This window comes from Arcanobacterium bovis (assembly GCF_004331995.1).
GTDB lineage: Bacteria > Actinomycetota > Actinomycetes > Actinomycetales > Actinomycetaceae > Arcanobacterium_A > Arcanobacterium_A bovis.
In genome coordinates this window covers 1-18,285 of the sequence record NZ_SJDT01000009.1, presented here as the reverse complement: position 1 = coordinate 18,285, position 18,285 = coordinate 1, and the positions used below count along the sequence as shown (strand labels likewise).

Sequence of the window (18,285 nt, the reverse complement as noted above, 5' to 3'; positions counted from 1 at the left end):
AATCCAACACATTGACCTGATACTCAGCGTCATGAACGCAATCGGTGAAGAAATCATTAAAGGAATCACCACCATTGCCCCGCAAGCAGCCAACCCACAAGTACGTGAACTACCACCAGACGTACAGTCCGCGATCCAAGACATGAACACTGCAGGAGCATTCCTGTGCGTGATTGTTCTTTTCGTTCCCTGGCTCATCAGCCTGGCAGGCAGCGTGCTCGTGAGCATTCTTGTTTTTGTGCGCTTTGCTGAGCTATATATCCTTACAGCCGCATCCACGCTACCGGTAGCATTCCTTGGCCATCAAGAAACAAAAAGTATTGCCGTCGGATACTTACGCAAATACGGATCAGTGGTATTACATGGCGTAGCCATCATCCTCTGTTTAGCCATCTACTCATTCTTCCAAATAGACTCCATGCAACCCCTCACCCTCGATGGCCAAAATATTACCGCAACACTCATTAAATCCATCCCACAACTAGTCATCGCACCAATATTCTTCATCTTCCTCATACTCTCATCCGGACGAATAGCCAAAGCACTCGTCGGAGAAGGATAATGGGGATTACCAGAGCATTGTCTCCTTTGCTGTTACGTGAAAAGGTTTAGATGGTCGTTCGATGGCTAAAAATAAGTATTTGATTCTGGGGTTGCATCCCATTCATAAGCGGTAAAAATGATTCGGAATGTTAAATAGAAACCTTCAAGCATAATAAATACAAGTACAGCTAGGACTTTGTTTATCCACGAACAATTGATCCAGACCACGGCAATTGCACTGAAAACAGAGGATATCATGATCGAAAAAAGAATATAGAAAAGCATATTGCGTACGAGCTTGCCATGCTTATCCAGTACTTTTTTCTGATATGTTCCATTCAGGGTGAAAATTGAAAGCCCTGCAAAGGATAATCCGCTTGATATCCCTCCAACAGAAGCCAAGTTTGTTAGTGCTGCTGATGCGGTATTACCATTGGCAGGAATGGTCTTGTAAAATAGGAAAGAGAGAAGTCCGCATACCAAAGCAGAACATACTACGTAACGAATGAATGCGCTATTTCTCTTCATTGAAAGTCCTTTACATATAATACACGTTGCGTGTTTTATGATTATTGAGAATCCAGCACCCCTCTTAAAGAATCGAAATCTTTAGAAAACGCTCTAATGAGTTGTGGAAAAACGGCATCACCCGTGATTGAAATGGGTGAAGTTTGTTCGTCTCCAAGCAGGATGCTGGTTTTAGTTGTGAGATGTTCGTTAAAAAGGTCTAAATCCCTTGTGACACCGTTTGAGTCTATGATTTTTGCTTTTGCGGAGTCAATGTTCTCCAAATCGTGGACTGTCGCTTGAACAAGCTCTAGAACTTTTTGCTCATCTTTGGAGCTCGATCTTCCGCGCTTAACGCTAATGGATATTTTTGCTTCAAGATACTGATATGGCTCATCTTCTTTTTTTCCTGAAAATATGAAGCCTGCCGAGTCAAAGATGTTCGTACTTTTAGCAGTATTTGCGCCAACAGGGAACGTCACTTCAATCTTTTTTGCTGAGTGTGCTTCCCGTATTCGGCGATTTATTTCCTTTTCATAAACCGGCACAACCGCAAGCTGCTTGTTTTTATCGATGTTCATTTCTGCGGGCAGTTGACGAAGGTAATGTGTTAGCCATGCTGCATATTTTGTTGCTCGGACTGATGATTGGTTTTCGCCTAATATGGCAATAAAGTTTCCGATAGGTAGATGCCACACGAATGTATTGTCGATAGCGTTCCAGCCGTCATTAAGTTTTACAGGCTGGATATCTCCATGAATACCATCATGTTGATTCGGTATGTAGTCTTTATCCGCGGATATAACAATCCCATACTTAATCAGGTCGGCAAAACTAGGTATAGCAGCATCGATGTTAATCGTATTGATAATTTCGGTAATATCAACTACCTTGCCAGTAATCTCGCGGTGATCGATAATTTTCGAAACAATTTCGCCACAGTAATGTTGGAAGTAATCGTTCCATTGAGGGGCATGTTCTTCTTTGCCGCATGGGAAGGGTTCTCTTGTTTCGGCGTCAACTAAGGCCCAATATTTTATTGTTCGTGTAATTGTTTTCTTTTGCATGAAAATTCCTTGGCTTATCCATTTATTGTTCTTGTCAAACGATTATAAATGAACCGATAAATATATTTAAGTTTTTCATTATCTTTTTGCTCTATTGCAATAGGTATTATTTTGTAGATAGATATCTACGACACGATTCAATATGAGCGATTCTTTTGAAAATATGGAGAATTACTATCGGATACTTACACAAATACGGATCTGTCGTTTTGCACGGCGTGGCCATCATCCTCTGTTTCGCCATTTACTCATTCTTCCAAATAGACTCCATGCAACCCCTCACGCTTGATGGCCAAAATATTACCGCAACACTCATTAAATCCATCCCACAACTAGTCATCGCACCAATATTCTTCATCTTCCTCATACTCTCATCCGGACGAACAGCCAAAGCACTCGTCGGAAAAGGATGATTAAGAGAGTTAAGTCCAAAATGGTTCTGAAGAAGAATTGCAAAATTTCCTATTTTGAGCAAAAATGTGAGGAGATGTAACTTCGAGATTGGAACTTAATTATGTTGTCGGCTCAGTACGAATTGCACAATAATGAAGCTGTCAAAATTTATCAGGATCACGAAGCAATTCATGCACTAAAGAACCTTGGCATTGATTCGCAAGTGTTGATTGAAGCGATCCAAGTTGCTGAATCGCGTTCCCAAGAAGTAACTAGTTTCTACCCTAAAACCGCTGCTGGTCTCGAAAGATGGCTGACAACCGTCGGTGTTACTCGCACCGGTCTTGCGAACATGGATACCGAGTCTTGGGAATACGACGATCCTAAGCTTAAGCCTCTTATGCGCAATAAGAAGCGGGGTATTATCCTATCTTTTGCAGCAGGAACCGCCGATACTGGTATGACTAATGGCTTTCCACAAGTAAAGCGAAAGCAAGGAAAAGTTGCTCACGCACTTCATGGTCAGTCTAGTGAACAGCCTGCTTTAGATGGTATTGACGAACTAATTCGCGTTCTTGGTAACGATAGCGAAGATCCGACTCATGGTGAAGTTTGGGTGCTCCTCTACCATCGAGACGAACATGAAATTCGTGCTGAAGTGTCTCTTCCAGTAGGTATTAGCGACGGCGAATTTAGTGGCTGGAAGCAACGCATTATTCTTGACCCGTATGTGCCTAATGATGTCAAAGCACGACCCCTGGATATTGGTGGTGGCGATGTTGATTTCGAGGTTATCCCGTTCAATGAGTGAGATCCTTTCTCCAAGTAGGATTCAAACCGCGCGAGAAAGAAGATACCTTACGAAAGGTGAGCTCGCTCGTGAATTGGGCGTTGACATACGTACTGTCACCAATTATGAGTTGATGGGCGCTCCTAGCTCGCGATTGAGTGATCTTGTTTATGTTCTTAATTTCCCAGAAGATTTTTTCATTCAAAGTTCTACTCCTGACGTCAGTGTTGAGAACGTTGAATTTAGGTCGAAACGAAGTACTCGTGCCAAAGAAAAAAAAGCGGCTGTTTCGATTACAAAGCTTGGCATAGAACTTGTCGGATGGATCGAGGACAGATTCAGTATTCCTCAACCATCTTTGCCAGATTTAGCCGGCATGGATCCAAAGATTGCAGCAACGGTACTTCGAGGAGCTTGGAATCTAGGAACTAAACCGCTACCTAACCTTGTTCAACTGTGTGAATCGCATGGGATTCGCGTTTTGGGGCTTCCAACAGATATACAAACAATTGACGCTGTGTCATTTTGGTTTCGCCATACTCCGTATGTCTTTGTATCCCGCTTAAAAACACCAGAACGTACCCGATTCAACCTTGCGCACGAGCTCGGGCATCTCGTTCTTCATGAGAGTTCCAACATAGATTCAGAGTCGGAACGAGAAAAACAAGCTGATGCCTTCGCATCCGAGTTCCTATTTCCAAAAATTGCCCAGTTAGAACATACAGTACTTAATCCAAAACTTGCTGATATTTTCAACTACAAACATGCGTTTGGAATGTCAGCGATGGCTGTTACGTATGCTTTGCACGAATCAGGAAGATTGTCCGATTGGAATTATCGTTTATTGTGTAAGACCCTTTCACAACAGGGCTTTCGTGCAGGAGAACCAGGAAGTTCAATGCCGTTCGAACAATCACGAATTTTTCGTGTGGTATTGGATTCCTCGATACCAGACAGAAGTTGCTCCGCAATCGCAAAAGACCTTGCATGTCCATTAGACGAGGTGCATTCATTGACTATGAACACTGAGGTGCATGGTGTGGAGAATAGTGATTTACCGAAATTACCAGTTTCTGATACTCTTGCTCCGGTCAAACTCCGTCTTGTGTGATTTGTATACCCATTTAACTGCATCTTTGAAGCACTTCGGTGATCGCCTGTTTTTCTGCAGGTGTTACCCACAGTCGATATTTAGCTTTCACGGCGACTTGCCGGGAAACATAATCGCACCGGAAGGATTTATTCGGTGGTAGCCACGTGGCGGCGTCGGCGTCACTTTTCTGTGTGTTCGACGCCTTATCCACGGCTAAGAGATTGAGTGGATCGTTGGCCAAAGCAGTACGCTCATCCAAGGAGAGTTGCTGTGCGCCTTTCTGCCATGCATCGGACAACGCTACGATGTGATCGATCGGTACGAGTTCTGATGTTTGATTTCCCCGCCGGAAGGTTATTGTTTCACCGGTGTATGGGCTTACAAGCCGTCCAGAGTGGACGACGCAGCCACCCTTGCGCACAGTGACGTCGGTGAGGTCACGTTTAAGAATGTCGTTACGGGTGTCGCAGCCGTTGTGATCGACGTCAGCCCATGCTTGGCCAAACTGTGCACGGCTGTATCCGGTTTTCGGTGCACGTCCTTTAACCGTCAGAGAATTAAGCGTCGTCAGTGCATCACTTTGAGACGCCGCCACGCTATCATGCTGGCGATTACTATTGGTTGTTTGCGGGGTGTGCAAAAGTAGAAAAGCAGCTCCACCTGCTAGTACAACTGTAAGAATTGTTGTCAGGAGTTTTTTCATGGTCGTCATCCGAAGTTTGGCGCGTCCAGCTTGCGCGATTTGAATGGTCTGATGCCACGAAGGATGTAAATACATTCTTTTGCGGGGAGGCGGCCGATTTCGTCGGGTGTGAGTAGTTCGCGGCCTAGCGTTCTTTCTGATTCGCTCCAGGATCCGCTGCGTCCTTTAGATTGGGAGTGGTCAAGTGACGCAATGGTTTGTTTGCCAAGCATTTTGGACACGTATTCGGTGGTGGATTTTTCGGTACCACCAAGGAAGAGGAATGAGTCGCAGTTTCCGACGATGGTTTCCCAGGAATCTTTGTAGAGGGCTTTGCCTTGTGCCATGTTTTGAATGATGATTGCGGTGGAGATTCCGCGGCTGCGCATGACGGCAATCTTCCTTTCAAAGGACGGTATTTGTCCGATATTGGCGAATTCGTCCATGAGGCATTGAACGTGGACGGGCAAATGACCGTTAGGGGTGTGGTCGGCTATGTAAATGTTGGTTTCGAATAGTTGCTCGTAAAAGATTGAGATGAGGAAGTTAAACGCTGCGTGGGTGTCTGGAATGATCATGAATAGCGCGGTTTTTTCTTGACCGATTCTATCGAGCTCAATGGTGTCTTCAGATAATAGTGTGCGCATGGAGGCCATGTGCAGGGGTGCCATGCGTACACCTAATGAAATGATGACACTCTTCTTGGTTTCGCCAGCGCCTTGCGTATAGGTGTTATATTGCGAGGCTGCGAAACGTAGTCCGTTAACAGCCTCGACGGCTTCTTGACCCCATTCATTTTTATATGGATCGGTGTCGTATTCGTCGATGAGGTCATTGACTGCGTCGAAGGTTAGATCGACGTCGGATTTTTTGGTTTCGTCGTTTTCGGATGCTTGCATTTGAGCAAGGAGATCAACGACGTCGATGAGCGTGCCGGTGTGTCCTTTGGTGAAGAATACGTAGGAGACGAGCGCGTTAAGGAGAGCGCGTTCTGCTTTCTCCCAAAAATCGCCACTAGATTTTGTGTTGGTTCCGTTCGTGTTGGAAATAATGTTCTCAACAAGGACGGTGGCATCTACTTCGGGTTGGTGATCACTGAAATATTTGAGAGGGTTGAACCGCTCAGATTGGGAAAAATCGACCAGGTTGAGGCACCGTACTTTATATCCTTTGGTTTGAAGATATTTTCCAGCCTGTCTGTATAGTTCACCTTTCGGATCGGTTACGGCATAGGAAGTATTGGCCTGGCAGAGGTTAGGAAACACGAAATAACGTGATTTTCCAGAGCCTGAACCGCCGTCGACGAGAACATTGAGGTTGCGTTGAGTGCGGCGGCTATCGAGGGAGAGTGCTTCGGTTTTCGTAAAGAGAATATTATTGACCGGGTTCGGATCCCGATAGGGTTTTATATCGCGTCTGCTCGCCCAGGAGGCGGATCCGTGTTCTTCGCCGTCTCGGCGAGGTTTTTTCCCGAAGGTTTGAGCCAAAATAACCAAAGCGATAATGAACGCTGTAGCTAGTCCAATAAGTATGTCGGTTTGCTGGAAAGAGATCTGGCCAAGGTTGGTGAAGTCATCGAGTGCGTGGTCGAGGATCATTTCCGGCGGCCATCTCGATTCGATTCCTGACCGGATCTGGAACGAGAGCTTATTACTGATATAGAATCCGGCAACCACAATGATCATGTTTATGAGGTATTTGGGTTTCATTTCTTATCTGCTTTCGTTTCGTTCTTCCTGCGGTGTTCGACAACAGCACTGATTATTGCTGCGATATCGCCCCGGTTTTGCGGATGAAGGCTTGGGGCTGGCTCTGCTGTCACATCCGGCGAAGCCAGCGACGCTGGCATATCCGGCCGTGCTATCAACAAGGGCTTCCATAGCGTTAGGAGAATATCGGCAGAGGAGTGGCAGATAAGGTTTGGGCTGTTCAAAACAATCGTTTTAACAGTTGGTTTGATGCTCATTCTGCGCCACGCAGGATTCGATCTGGGGTTGGAATCTGTCTTCTGAAGGTTGAATCCAAGCCCGGACGCGAGCTGCACTTGGCTAATGTCCGGGCTATCGCGAAAGTATGACAGGGTATTAGTCATGGTCTTCCTCAACAAAGAAGTCAATGGACACTCGATCAGCAAGGATATATACGCCTGGATCGTTACCTTCGATATATCCAAAAACAAGTACTTGTGCTCCCTGACCAATGTGTTCACTTAAGAGATGTTCGGCAAGGCTGCCAGTGACTTTGACTGGTGTTGTGAGGTTTGGGTCTGAGGTGTGAACTGAAAAGGTTAACGTTAAAGTGTCATTATCGTCGATATTTTGACGTACGATTCCGACGATTTCTCCGGCAATAGCGATACGGTTCATCGTGATAGTCCTTTCCTCATGGCTGGATTTTCAAGCTTGGGTTGTTCGGTTTTCTTCTTGATTTTGATAGTTTCAATCTTCTTTGTGACGTCGGCGCGAGTTTGTGGTTTGCGTTTCGCTTCGATTTTTTTATCGATTTTTGTTCGTACTTGATCGATGGCGTGGCTCATAGCGTCAGTGTCGCTTCCGCTGAAGTGAATGTAGGTGTGTCCGTCATGGCCACGTTCAATAGCGAAATCCACTCCTCGTTTTTTCAAGTCTTTTTGGATATCTTTGATCAATGATTGATCGAGTTGTTGAGCGTGTAGATCACCGCCTGTTTTCTTCTGTAGAGCTTTGATCGTCATTTTGCCGTGATCGGGTGATCCCGGAACATGGGGAAGTTTCTTAACTTCTTGGGCACTAATTTTCATGACCTGGGAAAGTCCGCGTAACCCTAGAGAAGAGACCTTTGCACTGACGCGCACGACACCACGGCTGGCGGAGGTAACGATAGTTTCAGCGAGTTGCTCGATGTTGATGATTGTCATGGGGAATTCCTTACTGTTGTTGTTATCGTGTTGATCGGCTTGTCCGTGCGGGTGCAGGGAACGGATCTCGGGAATTGCAAGCTGGTTGAGATTTATTTATAGCCTCGTGGGTTTTGGTAGGTGTGGACAAGGTGTCTGATTCTTTGGCAAGCTCATTGATTATTTCTTTGCGCTGCAGCACGGCTGGGTTTGTGTGCTGAAGTATGTCCTGGGCATTTTTCAAAACGTTCTCGGCAGTTTCGATGATTTGCTCGGTGTCTCCTTGTGACCAGCCAGCAACGTAAGGGAAAGAGTATTGGGAGGTGTCGAGTCCGTGTGCGGCAGCGATTATGTATGCGCTTGATTCGGCTTCGATTTCGTACAAGCCACGGTGCTCAACATATTCACCGTCTTTGAGATCGCCGTGCATGCGTGCATGGGAAACTTCGTGGATAAGGGTTTTCACGGTTGCTGCGTCTGAGACGTCGTTGCGGACGTGGATTATTTTTTCTTTTGGCTTTGTTACCCCGTTTGCGCCATGAAGGAGCGACGGATCGACGTAGGAGACGGTGTATCCCAAGGTGTAGGCGATGTGTTCGAGGTCTTCTTTGAGTCCTTCAGGTACACCGCCAGAAAGTAGTTTTGGTTGTACGTCCGGTAAAGGGGCACCGATTGTTTGCGCAACGTCGAACACGGGCGCTGGCTTGAATCCCACTACTTTCTTTCGCCAGATAATGTTTGCAGGATCGACGATTTCGTCTTTCTCAATCCATTCTTGAGTAGACGTGTTGAAGGGCATTTTCTTGATGACTGGGGCAAAGATTCGGAGCGCTTTTTCGCCTTTACGTACGCTTCTGCCTACCGTTTTCCAAAACGTGAACGAGGCTGGCATGGTTGCTTCACCATTTGTTTGCTGCAAAATGAGCATAATGTTGTTGAAGGAATATGTCGGCATTTTCGCCATCATGGACAGCATTGCTTTCCATTCCTCGCCACTGGTTATGTTTGCTACTCCATCAATAATTTGCTGGTGGAGGGCTGCAAGTTCGTTGCGCTGGTTTTCTATCCATTGAGGATCAACAGTTTTTTCTTTGCTCATCGTTGGTGTCCTTTCGACTGGTCTGGGGTTTGTGTCTGTTCGTTGTAGAAGGCTTTGAATGTGCGTATTTCTTGGCCAAGAGAATCAATACGTTGGTCAAGGTCGCTAGTGTTGCTGCCAAGGTCATGACCACGCTGCCGTTCGATGATTGCGGTGTTTAACTCGCGCACAAGATCTTCGGTGTGAGAGCGAAGATCTCGTAAAAACTCGCTAGGATCGTCTGCTTGCGCGTATTGAGTAAGGAGGTTGACCCACTGAGTTTGCTTATGTAATTGATCGACACGGCGATCAACAGAAGCGAAATAGCGTTGCTGTGCAGCAGACTTTCCACGCTGTAAACGGTTAGCCTGGTGCGGTTTGATTGTTGCCTGCGAAAGTGGATCGGTGCGGTTAAAATAGTTAAACAGTTCAGGTGTTTTTACTTCTTTTTGGATCTGCCCATACACATCTGTCGTCCACGTCTGCATTGTTTCGGGTAGGTACATTCGCCAATGTGTGCCGTGATTATTCAGATGATGAGAATCAACGGTTATATATGCTGGTGGGCGTGAGCCCGGCAATCTTACTCGGTATTGATCTGTGTGCATCTTCTTCACTAAGAATGGCTGCACAACAAACTCGACAAGGCTTTGCCGGCCAAGGCGAGCCATGAGAGCAGTCTCCGTATAAGCTGGACCAAGAGTTTTGCCTCGTATCTTGTGTCGAAGAATATCGGGCGCATAAAACAGGACGCTTTGTCCTTTGAAAGACACCTCCACACCGATTTCTTTCATAGACTCAGTGAAGGACTCCCACGAAAAAGTATTTCTACACGCTTCATCAATAAGAGCTTCAAGTTTTGCTTTATTACTTCTTCCCCGGGCTCGGGCATAAATATCTCCAAGTGCTTTTGAATCAAAACTCTTGAACCCTTCACCAAACTCGTGGGTGACAGATAGTCCTTCACGTCTTGTTATCTCATTAGAAACCTTCCGATATTTATAAACGTTTGTCGGAGGCATTCGATACCGACGCAACGTTTTTCGATTGATCGGGTTAAAAATAATATGGTTATGAATATGGTCGCGATCAACGTGGGTCGCGATCACATAATCGTATTCGTCGTTCCCTCCAAGAATCTTTTCGATAAATTCCACACCCAAATCATGGGCTTTGTTTGGTGTAATTTCCCCGGGTTTAAAAGCTTGGATGACATGATGGGCAAGAACAACTCCCGGTCTTCCAACCGTGCGGTCATTTTCTGCAGCTTCCATCGTGCGTTCAAAACCACGATGGACAGATTCAGCAATAGAAGGAATTCCACAATTGGAACTCGTCATAATCCCACCGTTAGTTTTAGTCGGATTGACGATGTATTCGATGGCTGCTTTAAGCGTCACCGTTATCGGATCGCCGATCACCACTACTGCCATTGTTATCTCCAAGGTTGGAAACCGCGCGATGAATCTCAGTCAACAATGCATAAGCTTCATTAACCATCTCATGCGTCGCCATATTATTCGTGTTAGCCTGGCGAGCAATCTGGTTAATATTGTTCCCAATCGCAGACAAATGCCGTTCTAAAGAATCAGAAAGTGTGCGCTGATACGAGACACTTATGACACCAGTTGTCAAAAGTTCACGGGCGAATTTCGAGAAATTTTTCTGCCCTTTTGCACGCATCCGGCGCGCGATCATGTCCCAATCAGCAGGCGAGAGACGAAACTCTTTTCGTGTCTGCTTCTCAACTCCCCGGGGAGACAGTGACTTAGTCACGACTCCTCCTAGTAACGGGTTTGGGTATTCCCATTCTAGCCGAAAGGCGGGCAATTAGAAAGTACATTTGTACGGATAATTGCTAATCTTGCTACCCTACTCACGTAGGACTAAAGACCCACGTCTGAGGGTGGTTCTACGGGAGCATAAATTGGCCACGCTGCGCGTGTCCTTTTCAATGAGTTTTCCGAAAATATTTTCGGAAAACTCACGCAGTTTTCGTACCGAAAACTGCTCAAAGTGCACACAAGTGTGCACGCCCAAGAAGAAATAATTTGTGTTGTAAACTTCTACAAAAACAAAACAATTTTTCGACGACGAAACGAGAATATCTACAATGAAAGAATCAGAAGAGCCTCAAATTTTATGGCACTACACCTCTATAGAAGCTGCAATGAACATAATCAAAACAGGCACATTACACGCTTCGATGATTGGCGAGATGAACGATGCCGAAGAGGGGCGTTTTCCGAAAAATTATTTAGGCGAATCTATAAGGAAATATCTCTCGGTAGACGAAGAAGGTAACGACAAGGCTATTAGACTTGTTCATAATGGCGAAAATTCATATTCTCTACAGTCCGTATTCCTTCATGAAAAATTTAACTCTCCGGATGAAATACGAGCACTAACAGCAATTAAGCGTGTTTGCGGGTCAACAAGACCATTTCGTGCTCTGCACCAAAAGGAATCAAAACTGCACGCTTTTGCGTGCTGTTTTTCCGAAGATCGAGACTCTTTGAACCAGTGGTATGGATACGGAAAAGGTAACGGCGTTGCTCTAGGATTCAACATAACATGTCTTAAAGAAACTTTTGAGAAACATGGTTTCAAATTAAGCAAAGTCGACTACTGTAACCGTTACGATCGGGAATTAGGTAAAGAAATATGGGAAAGAATGCTCGTTAGTACCGAATCGGCGGAAGAGATACTTGAAAAGTATCTGGAGACAGAAGGCGCTTTTGTCAAATCAAATATTTTCGCATCGGAACGCGAATGGAGAGCAGTTAGAGCAGTGAATTCGTCTTGTCCAAGTGATGGCTACTCAGAAATAGATTTTCGCGTAAAAAATAATCGTCTTATTCCTTATGTAGAAACGAAACTGTTTGACTCCGGCACGACGTCTGGCATACCCAAGATCCCCTCGCTAACTTGTGTGCTACTCGGACCTCAAAACATTGGACAGGAAGGATGGAAAATATTTTTGAGTCAGCAGGGGTACGTCGTTGGGGGAATCATTCCTCCTTCACCTATGTCAAAACCGGAAAATTATATTAGGTTAGATAATTCTGCAGTACCATTGCAATCATAATGTAATTGATATACTAACCGTGCAGAGTTTCCGTCAAAGAATGAATTTTCTACAAAGAAAGCATGGCAATGACTGAAACAAAAAATACTCCAGCGGACTTCTTTTCTCTTCGCGAAGCAGAGCTGAAGAAACAAAAGACAGCGTTCAAAAAACTTACAAAGCTCCTCACAAAGTATGATGCGCTCGAACAAGAAATACTCACAATCCGTGACGAAGTTTTATCTGCAGGACTATCAAAAACTGAACTCCTATCCTCACTCAATCCAAGCGATAGTGTTATTCGTTTGCTAAGAAAGCCAGTCCATAAACCAGAACCAGAAAATCAGTCAGAAACTAAGCCTGAAGACACCGTTTCCCAATGGTAAACGACAGTTAATTCTCCAACAAGGACAAGCCATCCATTGATATAATTATGTAACGCGCTGACGATCGCGAAGCGTGTTGAAACAAGAAAACTTTCAACACGTAAGGAAACGATCATGATCACGATCTACACAAAAGACAACTGCCCACAATGCGCAGCAACCAAACGCCAATTCGATAAATCCGGCGTTCAATACAACGAAATCAACCTTGACACTAACCCCGAAGCAGTCGAACAACTCAAAGCAATGGGATATAGGGAAGTGCCAGTAGTTTTCTCCGGACTCAACCACTGGTCAGGCTTCCGCCCAGAATTGATCAAGAGCGCTATTCGTAACACACAAATGGAACACACAAAAGACAGCATTGTTGAAAAAATATGTGCCAAACCCACCCACGAATCACGATCTAAAGACCCTGCCGCGGCACGCTCGCAAATCCGCTAATATTCGGGAGCACCGATAACTCGACACAAGTTGCTTTTAAAGCTACGTTGCCGTACCCACGATTGTGAGTAGTAGTAATGAGTCAACTGCTGCCCACAATCGCAACTTATTAGCGATCCTCCTCAGCGTCTAAATATTGACCCTTTTCTATAACACTCACCAAATTTGAAAATCTCGCATATTATAATAGTTGTAAATTTTGCAATCATTGTGAGTGATGGAATGAATGCTTACCTTAATGTCGAGGAGAAGTCATGACGGGTACAATAACAGTTAATCTTTCTGATTTAATATTTGATCCAGAAAACCCGCGCCTCGATGTCGACGCACAGTCACAAACTGAAGCACTACAACTCTTGCTAGACAATCATGAAAAAGATATAGCAGAACTAGCATGCGACATTGCGCGCAATGGGCTTAGCCCAAGCGAGCTACCCATCGTGATCGCGACTCAAAACAAATCACAATACATCGTACTTGAAGGCAACCGTCGTCTCGTAGCTCTAAAATGGTTACACGCACCTTTCAGCTACGGATTGTCCAAGCACCAGAAGAAGATCCACAATGCTGCCCAATCGGCACAAAAAATTCCTGACAAACTCGACGTCGTCGTTGCCGCAACTCGCGACGAAGCAAATATTTGGATCAGGCGACGCCATACCGCAGATCCAAACACTGGGGTACGTCACTGGACTCCTGCCAATAAGCAGCGCTTTGAAGAAAAGAACGGTGAAAAGCCATCGCGTCCGTTGCTTATAAGCAGATGGATCAAATCCAGTTTTCATTCCGACACCGATATGGTTAAAGTCCTCGAGTCAATTGAAAGGAAGCGGCAATTCACGACTCTGTACCGTGTCTTTCCTGAAAAAGTACAAAAACATTTTGGTATCACCATTAAAGATAGTGCCGAGAACGAGGCCAAATTCAAAAAATTTGCAACCGAAAATTCTGACTTACTATTTGCAATTCTGAGCGACGTTGCAACAGGAAAAATTTCCACTGGTTCTGAAGGATTCCGCGGACAATTAGTTTCACGGATGAACCAAGATCCGATACTTGAATGGATTCGGTCGATAGAAACTCAGTTGAATAACAGATTAAATTCAAAGAGAGAACCACAAGATAGCAACGGGCCGACTACCTCGTCAGGAAAATCTCAACCGCAAGATAAAAACAATAAAACTAGTACCGCCGATACGAATGCTAAAGCTCCAAACACCGGAATGGGAACAGAAAATTCTCATAGGGACACATCCAGCTCGCATTCAAATCCACAATCCCAAACAGGTCGCAATGGAAAGAAACGGAAAGACGATCCACGTCCCTCCAATGCAAACAAATTATTCTACGGTGTTGCCGTTAAGAACAACTTACCAGGTCGTTTAAGTGATCTTCTCCGTCAAGCAAAGGAAATCACTATCTCTCGCGAAACATCGTTAATTGCTGCAATTATTGCCCGTGTCGTAGTTGAACACTTCGTTGACGCGCACAGAAAGGAAGTACAAGAAAAGGTAAAAAATCCACGGGTCAAGGATAATGACAAGCTTCGGGAGAAGGTTCGAAAAACAATTGGATTTTTTGATCCAAACGCTGGAAAACCCAATGCGAAGTGTGGTGATCTTGCTGGAGCTTACGAGCAAACAGAAGGACAAGGTTCCGGTATCCTAGTCAAGTCACTAAACCAATGTGTACATAACTATGAATACACCCGAAGTCTTGGTGTTGCACATGACGCAAGCGAAATATTCACGCCGCTGCTAAACAGGATTATCGCTGATCTACTTTCCGCTGGCCATGATTAAGCGAACCGAATATCATAGTTATATGCACATACTCTCGCCGCTTCGATATCCTGGGGGAAAAGCAAAACTTGCACCGTTTCTAAGCAGGATAATATCCGCTCAAAACCCAGTCCCCACGACATACGCTGAACCATTCGCCGGGGGCGTAGGCGCTGGTTTAACGCTCCTAAACGACGGAATCATTGACCGTCTACTAATTAACGATATCCATCCCGGTATCGCAGCATTCTGGCGCGCGGTTATGAACTCGACGGAACGTTTATGTGACGCAGTTTTATCAACAAACGTCGATATCGACCAATGGCACAAACAAAAAGATATGTTTGAACATCCCGATTCGATATCTGAATTTGATCTTGCGTTTGCCACATTCTTCCTCAACCGAACAAACAGATCCGGAATCTTAACCGCACGCCCAATCGGCGGACTAGACCAATCAGGAGAATGGAAACTAGATGCTCGATGGAACGCCCAACGACTCTGTGCACGCATCGAACGGATCGCTGCTTTCCAGGATCGAATAAACATCACTAGTTACGACGCCATCGACTTTATCGATCACCTCAACCAGCTAGGAAACGAAGCATTCGTTTATGTTGACCCACCCTACGTCCAACAAGGGGGAAGCCTATACCTGAACAAGTTCTCGAAAGACTCACATATGAAACTTTCAGAAAAACTCCACACGGCAACATTCCCCTGGATCTTAACATATGACGAAGAAAAATTAATTTCTCAAGGCTTATATAAAGACCTTCGATGCGGCATATATGAACTGCCATATTCAGTACAAAAAAAATATTTAGGCCGAGAGTTAGTTATCTTCTCCGACAACCTAGCAATTCCGGATTATCAAATCACAAAACAAAGCAAGATTGAAAAACTCTCTTAAACGCTCTAATTTCCAGCAAAACATACTTCAACAAGTGAACACTAAAGTCAAAACACTGCTTGCAGAATGAATATTCATGAATATTACATCAGTGATTTAATCAAGCGCTCAAAATACAGCTAAAATGCTGTATTCTAGCGCAAAAGTCTTGGTCATAATGGGTGCTGTGGTAGACTTAAAACAAATTTGAGGAGGACATATGGACACTCACAAACGCACCCCAGAGAAGCTCGTAGCTGAAGTGGTGAGCGCTGAACGTCTTGCCTCATGTTGTCATCCGTCACCCCGTGTTCGCTCACAATTGCTGAAGCTCGCAAAGTACGAGATCACTATCGATCAATACATTAAGAGCGTGAAAGAACATATTTGTGGCAAGATTTATGCCTAATAACGAAGTTTTTGAAGCAAGGGGACATACATATGGATGTAAGGACGAGAGAGCAGCGTTATAACAGCGCTGCTGAAGGTATTTTCTCGATAGAACTCGAAGGATATCAATTCACTGACGAAGAACTGAACATCATCTCACGATACGTTGAGGGTGAAATCGATATAGACGAGGTACAGCAACTGTTCTTCGGAGAAAAACGTGCCGTCCTTCGTTGACCCATATCTGTATCCTGGTACAGATATTCTCATCAACAACTTCAACATTCATAATGCTGAAGATCTAGCACAAGCTGAACGTCGCTATACGTGGGTGCAACGTGAACTGCTAGAATCGCATCTTGTAAAACAAACTTTCGATATGGATCATTTACGTGCTTTGCATCGACGTTTGTTTGGTGATGTCTACCCATGGGCGGGCGAATACCGAACCGTTAATATTTCAAAAGGATCGAGCAGTTTTCTCGCCGCCACCAGCTTCATCACCGCTGAAACCATGCTCAAAGAAAAAATTATGTCCAGTGGGCTTCTTGATCCTGGCGTGGCTACGGATACGTTCGTTGTGCAGGCAAGCGAAATACTGTCAGATATTAACTACATTCACCCCTTCCGTGAAGGAAACGGGCGAACACAACGAGCTTTTATCGACGATATCGCAAGAGTATCGCACCGCTCAATATCATGGCGAAACGTTTCTACACATGACTATATGCTCGCTTCAATACGGTCATTCAATGATGCTAACGGTACAGCGTTTGAAGCGCTGTTTAAGCAGATGCTCCAACCGCCCATCGATGGACTATCCCACCTCGACAACCGCATATATGACGTTTCACCAACACACACTGCAGAAGCGCTCGATCACTCACACAACAGAGTAAGCGAAAAGATCGCACGGAAAGTCAACGATAAAACCCGATCCACCGCCAACTATGGATCTAACGCTCCGGCACCGCCCAAACAGGAAAGAAGAGGGAGACGACGCTGAACGCAACCAACCCCGCCCGTACCTGTCGAGCTTTCGCCCGATATCACACCTGACACGTGGTAAAAGGTTTTTTTGAGGGGGGGGACACCACTCGGTGTCCCCCCAAAACACATTTGCTCTTAATTGCCTGCAACAGGTGAGGGTAGTCCCACGATTAAAGCGTGGCGAACAAGCAACGCAAGACTATAAGTAGCGTCCGTATTCAACGCTAGCTCGGTTTCGAGCTCGGCAGTCCCACTATCACCACTCCACCACGCAAGATAAGCAAGCGCACCATGCAAGGGGACACTCACAACATCAAGATAATTATCGCAAGCACGCAACACGCACATAGCCCGTTCCACAGAAGCGACATTCAAAGACTGAGCACACGTCCCGTTAAGCACATCGTCAAACGTGCCAAGAGCTACATCCACACTTCCCGTTACTGCCGCAACGAGAACATAGTCACGCACCTGAATATCATCCAAGCCACGCAACGCCTGTCCAAGACAACGTGCACCCACATGCTTGTCAGAAAGCAACACCTTCCACAACTCAACCGCGCTCTCAACATCAAGCATCGGCTCGCTATACGCCTGTGCAACAACCGTTTTGAACGACTCAACATCGGTAACTTCAACACTCATGATCTAACCTTTCGATTATCTTGTGGACGTTTGTTTGTCCGGCTGACAAAAACCAGAAACGCGATTGATAAGGATGAAGTGCAACCCGTAGGGCAGGGGCAGAAAAAGATTGACTGCGGTGAACTCACCCATACGCAGCTTTAGCGCAGTGTGGGTAAGATCAGGGCAAAGCCAATCCTGCCCAGGCGCTCAAGCGCTTGCGCGAAATCCGCAATCGCAACACTGGTAACTCAGCCGGAACACACAACCCCCAGCACGCACAGCGTGCACCACTGGCACGGATCTAAGATCCGTCCAATCCACGCGCGAAGCGCACCACACAAACAAAAGAAAAATGATCCGATTCCGCTGCACTGAACATCCAGCTTTATGAGATAATAAAAGAACGTAGATGCTGACGGTCGCGAAGCATCAAAAGACAAGAATCTTTTGATGAAAGGCCAATCATGATCACCATCTACACCAAACCCGACTGCGCACAATGCACAGCGACAAAACGCGAATTCGATCAAGCAGGTGTTGCATATCAAGAAATCGATCTAACGCGCAACCCACACGACATTGACCTACTCAAAGCACTCGGACACCACACAGCCCCCGTCGTATTCTCCGGCACCAGCCACTGGTCAGGATTCAGAAAAGACCTCATCCGTGACGCAATA

Annotated in this window: 23 protein-coding genes; 12 read left to right on the top strand and 11 right to left on the bottom strand. The window is 45.5% G+C overall.

Translation table 11 applies throughout. The features are described from left to right. Positions 1–562 (top strand): type IV secretion system protein (locus EZJ44_RS08330; RefSeq protein WP_206661889.1); only part of this gene is annotated, 562 nt, incomplete at its 5' end. Between the two features lie 65 nt (positions 563–627). On the opposite strand, the gene EZJ44_RS08325 is transcribed toward EZJ44_RS08330, so the two are convergent. Together EZJ44_RS08325 and EZJ44_RS08320 are read right to left on the bottom strand one after the other, a co-directional pair. Continuing rightward, on the bottom strand, positions 628–1,071 hold the full coding sequence (locus EZJ44_RS08325) for a hypothetical protein (protein WP_131282429.1): 444 nt from the start codon (positions 1,069–1,071) through the stop codon (positions 628–630). Between the two features lie 41 nt (positions 1,072–1,112). Beyond that, positions 1,113–2,117, bottom strand: coding sequence for a DUF6731 family protein (locus EZJ44_RS08320; protein ID WP_131282426.1), 1,005 nt, complete (start codon positions 2,115–2,117; stop codon positions 1,113–1,115). A 514-nt stretch (positions 2,118–2,631) separates the two neighbouring features. On the opposite strand from EZJ44_RS08320, the gene EZJ44_RS08315 reads away from it, so the two are divergent. Together EZJ44_RS08315 and EZJ44_RS08310 are read left to right on the top strand one after the other, a co-directional pair. Then, positions 2,632–3,321 carry a hypothetical protein gene (locus EZJ44_RS08315; RefSeq protein ID WP_131282423.1) on the top strand — a complete coding sequence of 230 codons (690 nt, stop codon included), beginning with the start codon at positions 2,632–2,634 and terminating at the stop codon, positions 3,319–3,321. Beyond that, complete coding sequence (locus tag EZJ44_RS08310) at positions 3,314–4,411, top strand: XRE family transcriptional regulator (RefSeq protein ID WP_165496156.1); 1,098 nt, start codon at positions 3,314–3,316, stop codon at positions 4,409–4,411. The genes EZJ44_RS08315 and EZJ44_RS08310 overlap by 8 nt, the downstream gene beginning before the upstream one ends. A gap of 13 nt (positions 4,412–4,424) precedes the next feature. On the opposite strand, the gene EZJ44_RS08305 is transcribed toward EZJ44_RS08310, so the two are convergent. Genes EZJ44_RS08305 through EZJ44_RS08270 form a run of 8 tightly spaced genes read right to left on the bottom strand, consistent with a single transcriptional unit; the run spans position 4,425 to position 10,804 of the window. Then, positions 4,425–5,096 (bottom strand): HNH endonuclease family protein, encoded by a 672-nt coding sequence (locus tag EZJ44_RS08305; protein WP_338324616.1) that lies wholly within the window; start codon positions 5,094–5,096, stop codon positions 4,425–4,427. Between the two features lie 5 nt (positions 5,097–5,101). Further along, positions 5,102–6,784, bottom strand: coding sequence for a VirD4-like conjugal transfer protein, CD1115 family (locus EZJ44_RS08300; protein ID WP_131282414.1), 1,683 nt, complete (start codon positions 6,782–6,784; stop codon positions 5,102–5,104). Then, positions 6,781–7,167 carry a hypothetical protein gene (locus EZJ44_RS08295; RefSeq protein ID WP_131282411.1) on the bottom strand — a complete coding sequence of 129 codons (387 nt, stop codon included), beginning with the start codon at positions 7,165–7,167 and terminating at the stop codon, positions 6,781–6,783. Before EZJ44_RS08295 ends, EZJ44_RS08300 begins: the two co-directional genes overlap by 4 nt. Further along, positions 7,160–7,441 carry a hypothetical protein gene (locus tag EZJ44_RS08290; protein WP_131282408.1) on the bottom strand — a complete coding sequence of 94 codons (282 nt, stop codon included), beginning with the start codon at positions 7,439–7,441 and terminating at the stop codon, positions 7,160–7,162. Before EZJ44_RS08290 ends, EZJ44_RS08295 begins: the two co-directional genes overlap by 8 nt. After that, on the bottom strand, positions 7,438–7,971 hold the full coding sequence (locus EZJ44_RS08285) for a PcfB family protein (RefSeq protein ID WP_131282405.1): 534 nt from the start codon (positions 7,969–7,971) through the stop codon (positions 7,438–7,440). Before EZJ44_RS08285 ends, EZJ44_RS08290 begins: the two co-directional genes overlap by 4 nt. 22 nt (positions 7,972–7,993) lie before the next feature. Next, positions 7,994–9,049, bottom strand: a complete 1,056-nt coding sequence (locus tag EZJ44_RS08280) for an ArdC-like ssDNA-binding domain-containing protein (RefSeq protein ID WP_131282402.1) — start codon at positions 9,047–9,049, stop codon at positions 7,994–7,996. After that, positions 9,046–10,461 carry a relaxase/mobilization nuclease domain-containing protein gene (locus tag EZJ44_RS08275; RefSeq protein ID WP_131282399.1) on the bottom strand — a complete coding sequence of 472 codons (1,416 nt, stop codon included), beginning with the start codon at positions 10,459–10,461 and terminating at the stop codon, positions 9,046–9,048. Before EZJ44_RS08275 ends, EZJ44_RS08280 begins: the two co-directional genes overlap by 4 nt. Next, positions 10,418–10,804: a MobC family plasmid mobilization relaxosome protein gene (locus EZJ44_RS08270; protein WP_131282396.1), complete on the bottom strand. Its 387-nt coding sequence runs from the start codon at positions 10,802–10,804 to the stop codon at positions 10,418–10,420. Before EZJ44_RS08270 ends, EZJ44_RS08275 begins: the two co-directional genes overlap by 44 nt. A gap of 337 nt (positions 10,805–11,141) precedes the next feature. On the opposite strand from EZJ44_RS08270, the gene EZJ44_RS08265 reads away from it, so the two are divergent. From EZJ44_RS08265 to EZJ44_RS08230, 8 genes are all read left to right on the top strand, one after another. Beyond that, positions 11,142–12,116, top strand: coding sequence for a DUF2971 domain-containing protein (locus tag EZJ44_RS08265; RefSeq protein WP_131282393.1), 975 nt, complete (start codon positions 11,142–11,144; stop codon positions 12,114–12,116). Between the two features lie 62 nt (positions 12,117–12,178). Then, positions 12,179–12,481 carry a hypothetical protein gene (locus tag EZJ44_RS08260; RefSeq protein WP_131282390.1) on the top strand — a complete coding sequence of 101 codons (303 nt, stop codon included), beginning with the start codon at positions 12,179–12,181 and terminating at the stop codon, positions 12,479–12,481. Between the two features lie 114 nt (positions 12,482–12,595). Further along, on the top strand, positions 12,596–12,925 hold the full coding sequence (gene nrdH / locus EZJ44_RS09000; protein ID WP_338324615.1) for a glutaredoxin-like protein NrdH: 330 nt from the start codon (positions 12,596–12,598) through the stop codon (positions 12,923–12,925). A gap of 254 nt (positions 12,926–13,179) precedes the next feature. Next, positions 13,180–14,727: a ParB N-terminal domain-containing protein gene (locus EZJ44_RS08250; protein ID WP_131282384.1), complete on the top strand. Its 1,548-nt coding sequence runs from the start codon at positions 13,180–13,182 to the stop codon at positions 14,725–14,727. Positions 14,728–14,749: 22 nt separating this feature from the next. Next, positions 14,750–15,619 (top strand): DNA adenine methylase, encoded by an 870-nt coding sequence (locus EZJ44_RS08245; RefSeq protein WP_131282380.1) that lies wholly within the window; start codon positions 14,750–14,752, stop codon positions 15,617–15,619. A gap of 199 nt (positions 15,620–15,818) precedes the next feature. Further along, positions 15,819–16,007 carry a hypothetical protein gene (locus EZJ44_RS08240; protein WP_131282377.1) on the top strand — a complete coding sequence of 63 codons (189 nt, stop codon included), beginning with the start codon at positions 15,819–15,821 and terminating at the stop codon, positions 16,005–16,007. 32 nt (positions 16,008–16,039) lie between these two features. Beyond that, positions 16,040–16,225: an antitoxin VbhA family protein gene (locus EZJ44_RS08235; RefSeq protein ID WP_131282374.1), complete on the top strand. Its 186-nt coding sequence runs from the start codon at positions 16,040–16,042 to the stop codon at positions 16,223–16,225. Further along, entirely contained in the window at positions 16,209–16,994 is a 786-nt protein-coding gene (locus EZJ44_RS08230) for a Fic/DOC family protein (RefSeq protein WP_131282371.1), read from the top strand. Before EZJ44_RS08235 ends, EZJ44_RS08230 begins: the two co-directional genes overlap by 17 nt. A 119-nt stretch (positions 16,995–17,113) precedes the next feature. Here EZJ44_RS08230 and EZJ44_RS08225 read toward each other — a convergent pair whose 3' ends face one another. Beyond that, positions 17,114–17,623 carry a DUF4192 family protein gene (locus EZJ44_RS08225; RefSeq protein ID WP_131282368.1) on the bottom strand — a complete coding sequence of 170 codons (510 nt, stop codon included), beginning with the start codon at positions 17,621–17,623 and terminating at the stop codon, positions 17,114–17,116. A gap of 446 nt (positions 17,624–18,069) precedes the next feature. On the opposite strand from EZJ44_RS08225, the gene nrdH (EZJ44_RS08220) reads away from it, so the two are divergent. Further along, a partial coding sequence (nrdH, locus tag EZJ44_RS08220) for a glutaredoxin-like protein NrdH (protein WP_131282365.1) occupies positions 18,070–18,285 on the top strand: 216 nt, incomplete at its 3' end.

Coding starts and splice junctions, on each gene's coding strand:
- EZJ44_RS08325 (WP_131282429.1), bottom strand. CDS start 1,071: ATGAAGAGAAATAGCGCATTCATTCGTTACGTAGTATGTTCTGCTTTG.
- EZJ44_RS08320 (WP_131282426.1), bottom strand. CDS start 2,117: ATGCAAAAGAAAACAATTACACGAACAATAAAATATTGGGCCTTAGTT.
- EZJ44_RS08315 (WP_131282423.1), top strand. CDS start 2,632: ATGTTGTCGGCTCAGTACGAATTGCACAATAATGAAGCTGTCAAAATT.
- EZJ44_RS08310 (WP_165496156.1), top strand. CDS start 3,314: ATGAGTGAGATCCTTTCTCCAAGTAGGATTCAAACCGCGCGAGAAAGA.
- EZJ44_RS08305 (WP_338324616.1), bottom strand. CDS start 5,096: ATGAAAAAACTCCTGACAACAATTCTTACAGTTGTACTAGCAGGTGGA.
- EZJ44_RS08300 (WP_131282414.1), bottom strand. CDS start 6,784: ATGAAACCCAAATACCTCATAAACATGATCATTGTGGTTGCCGGATTC.
- EZJ44_RS08295 (WP_131282411.1), bottom strand. CDS start 7,167: ATGACTAATACCCTGTCATACTTTCGCGATAGCCCGGACATTAGCCAA.
- EZJ44_RS08290 (WP_131282408.1), bottom strand. CDS start 7,441: ATGAACCGTATCGCTATTGCCGGAGAAATCGTCGGAATCGTACGTCAA.
- EZJ44_RS08285 (WP_131282405.1), bottom strand. CDS start 7,971: ATGACAATCATCAACATCGAGCAACTCGCTGAAACTATCGTTACCTCC.
- EZJ44_RS08280 (WP_131282402.1), bottom strand. CDS start 9,049: ATGAGCAAAGAAAAAACTGTTGATCCTCAATGGATAGAAAACCAGCGC.
- EZJ44_RS08275 (WP_131282399.1), bottom strand. CDS start 10,461: ATGGCAGTAGTGGTGATCGGCGATCCGATAACGGTGACGCTTAAAGCA.
- EZJ44_RS08265 (WP_131282393.1), top strand. CDS start 11,142: ATGAAAGAATCAGAAGAGCCTCAAATTTTATGGCACTACACCTCTATA.
- EZJ44_RS08260 (WP_131282390.1), top strand. CDS start 12,179: ATGGCAATGACTGAAACAAAAAATACTCCAGCGGACTTCTTTTCTCTT.
- nrdH (WP_338324615.1), top strand. CDS start 12,596: ATGATCACGATCTACACAAAAGACAACTGCCCACAATGCGCAGCAACC.
- EZJ44_RS08250 (WP_131282384.1), top strand. CDS start 13,180: ATGACGGGTACAATAACAGTTAATCTTTCTGATTTAATATTTGATCCA.
- EZJ44_RS08245 (WP_131282380.1), top strand. CDS start 14,750: ATGCACATACTCTCGCCGCTTCGATATCCTGGGGGAAAAGCAAAACTT.
- EZJ44_RS08240 (WP_131282377.1), top strand. CDS start 15,819: ATGGACACTCACAAACGCACCCCAGAGAAGCTCGTAGCTGAAGTGGTG.
- EZJ44_RS08235 (WP_131282374.1), top strand. CDS start 16,040: ATGGATGTAAGGACGAGAGAGCAGCGTTATAACAGCGCTGCTGAAGGT.
- EZJ44_RS08225 (WP_131282368.1), bottom strand. CDS start 17,623: ATGAGTGTTGAAGTTACCGATGTTGAGTCGTTCAAAACGGTTGTTGCA.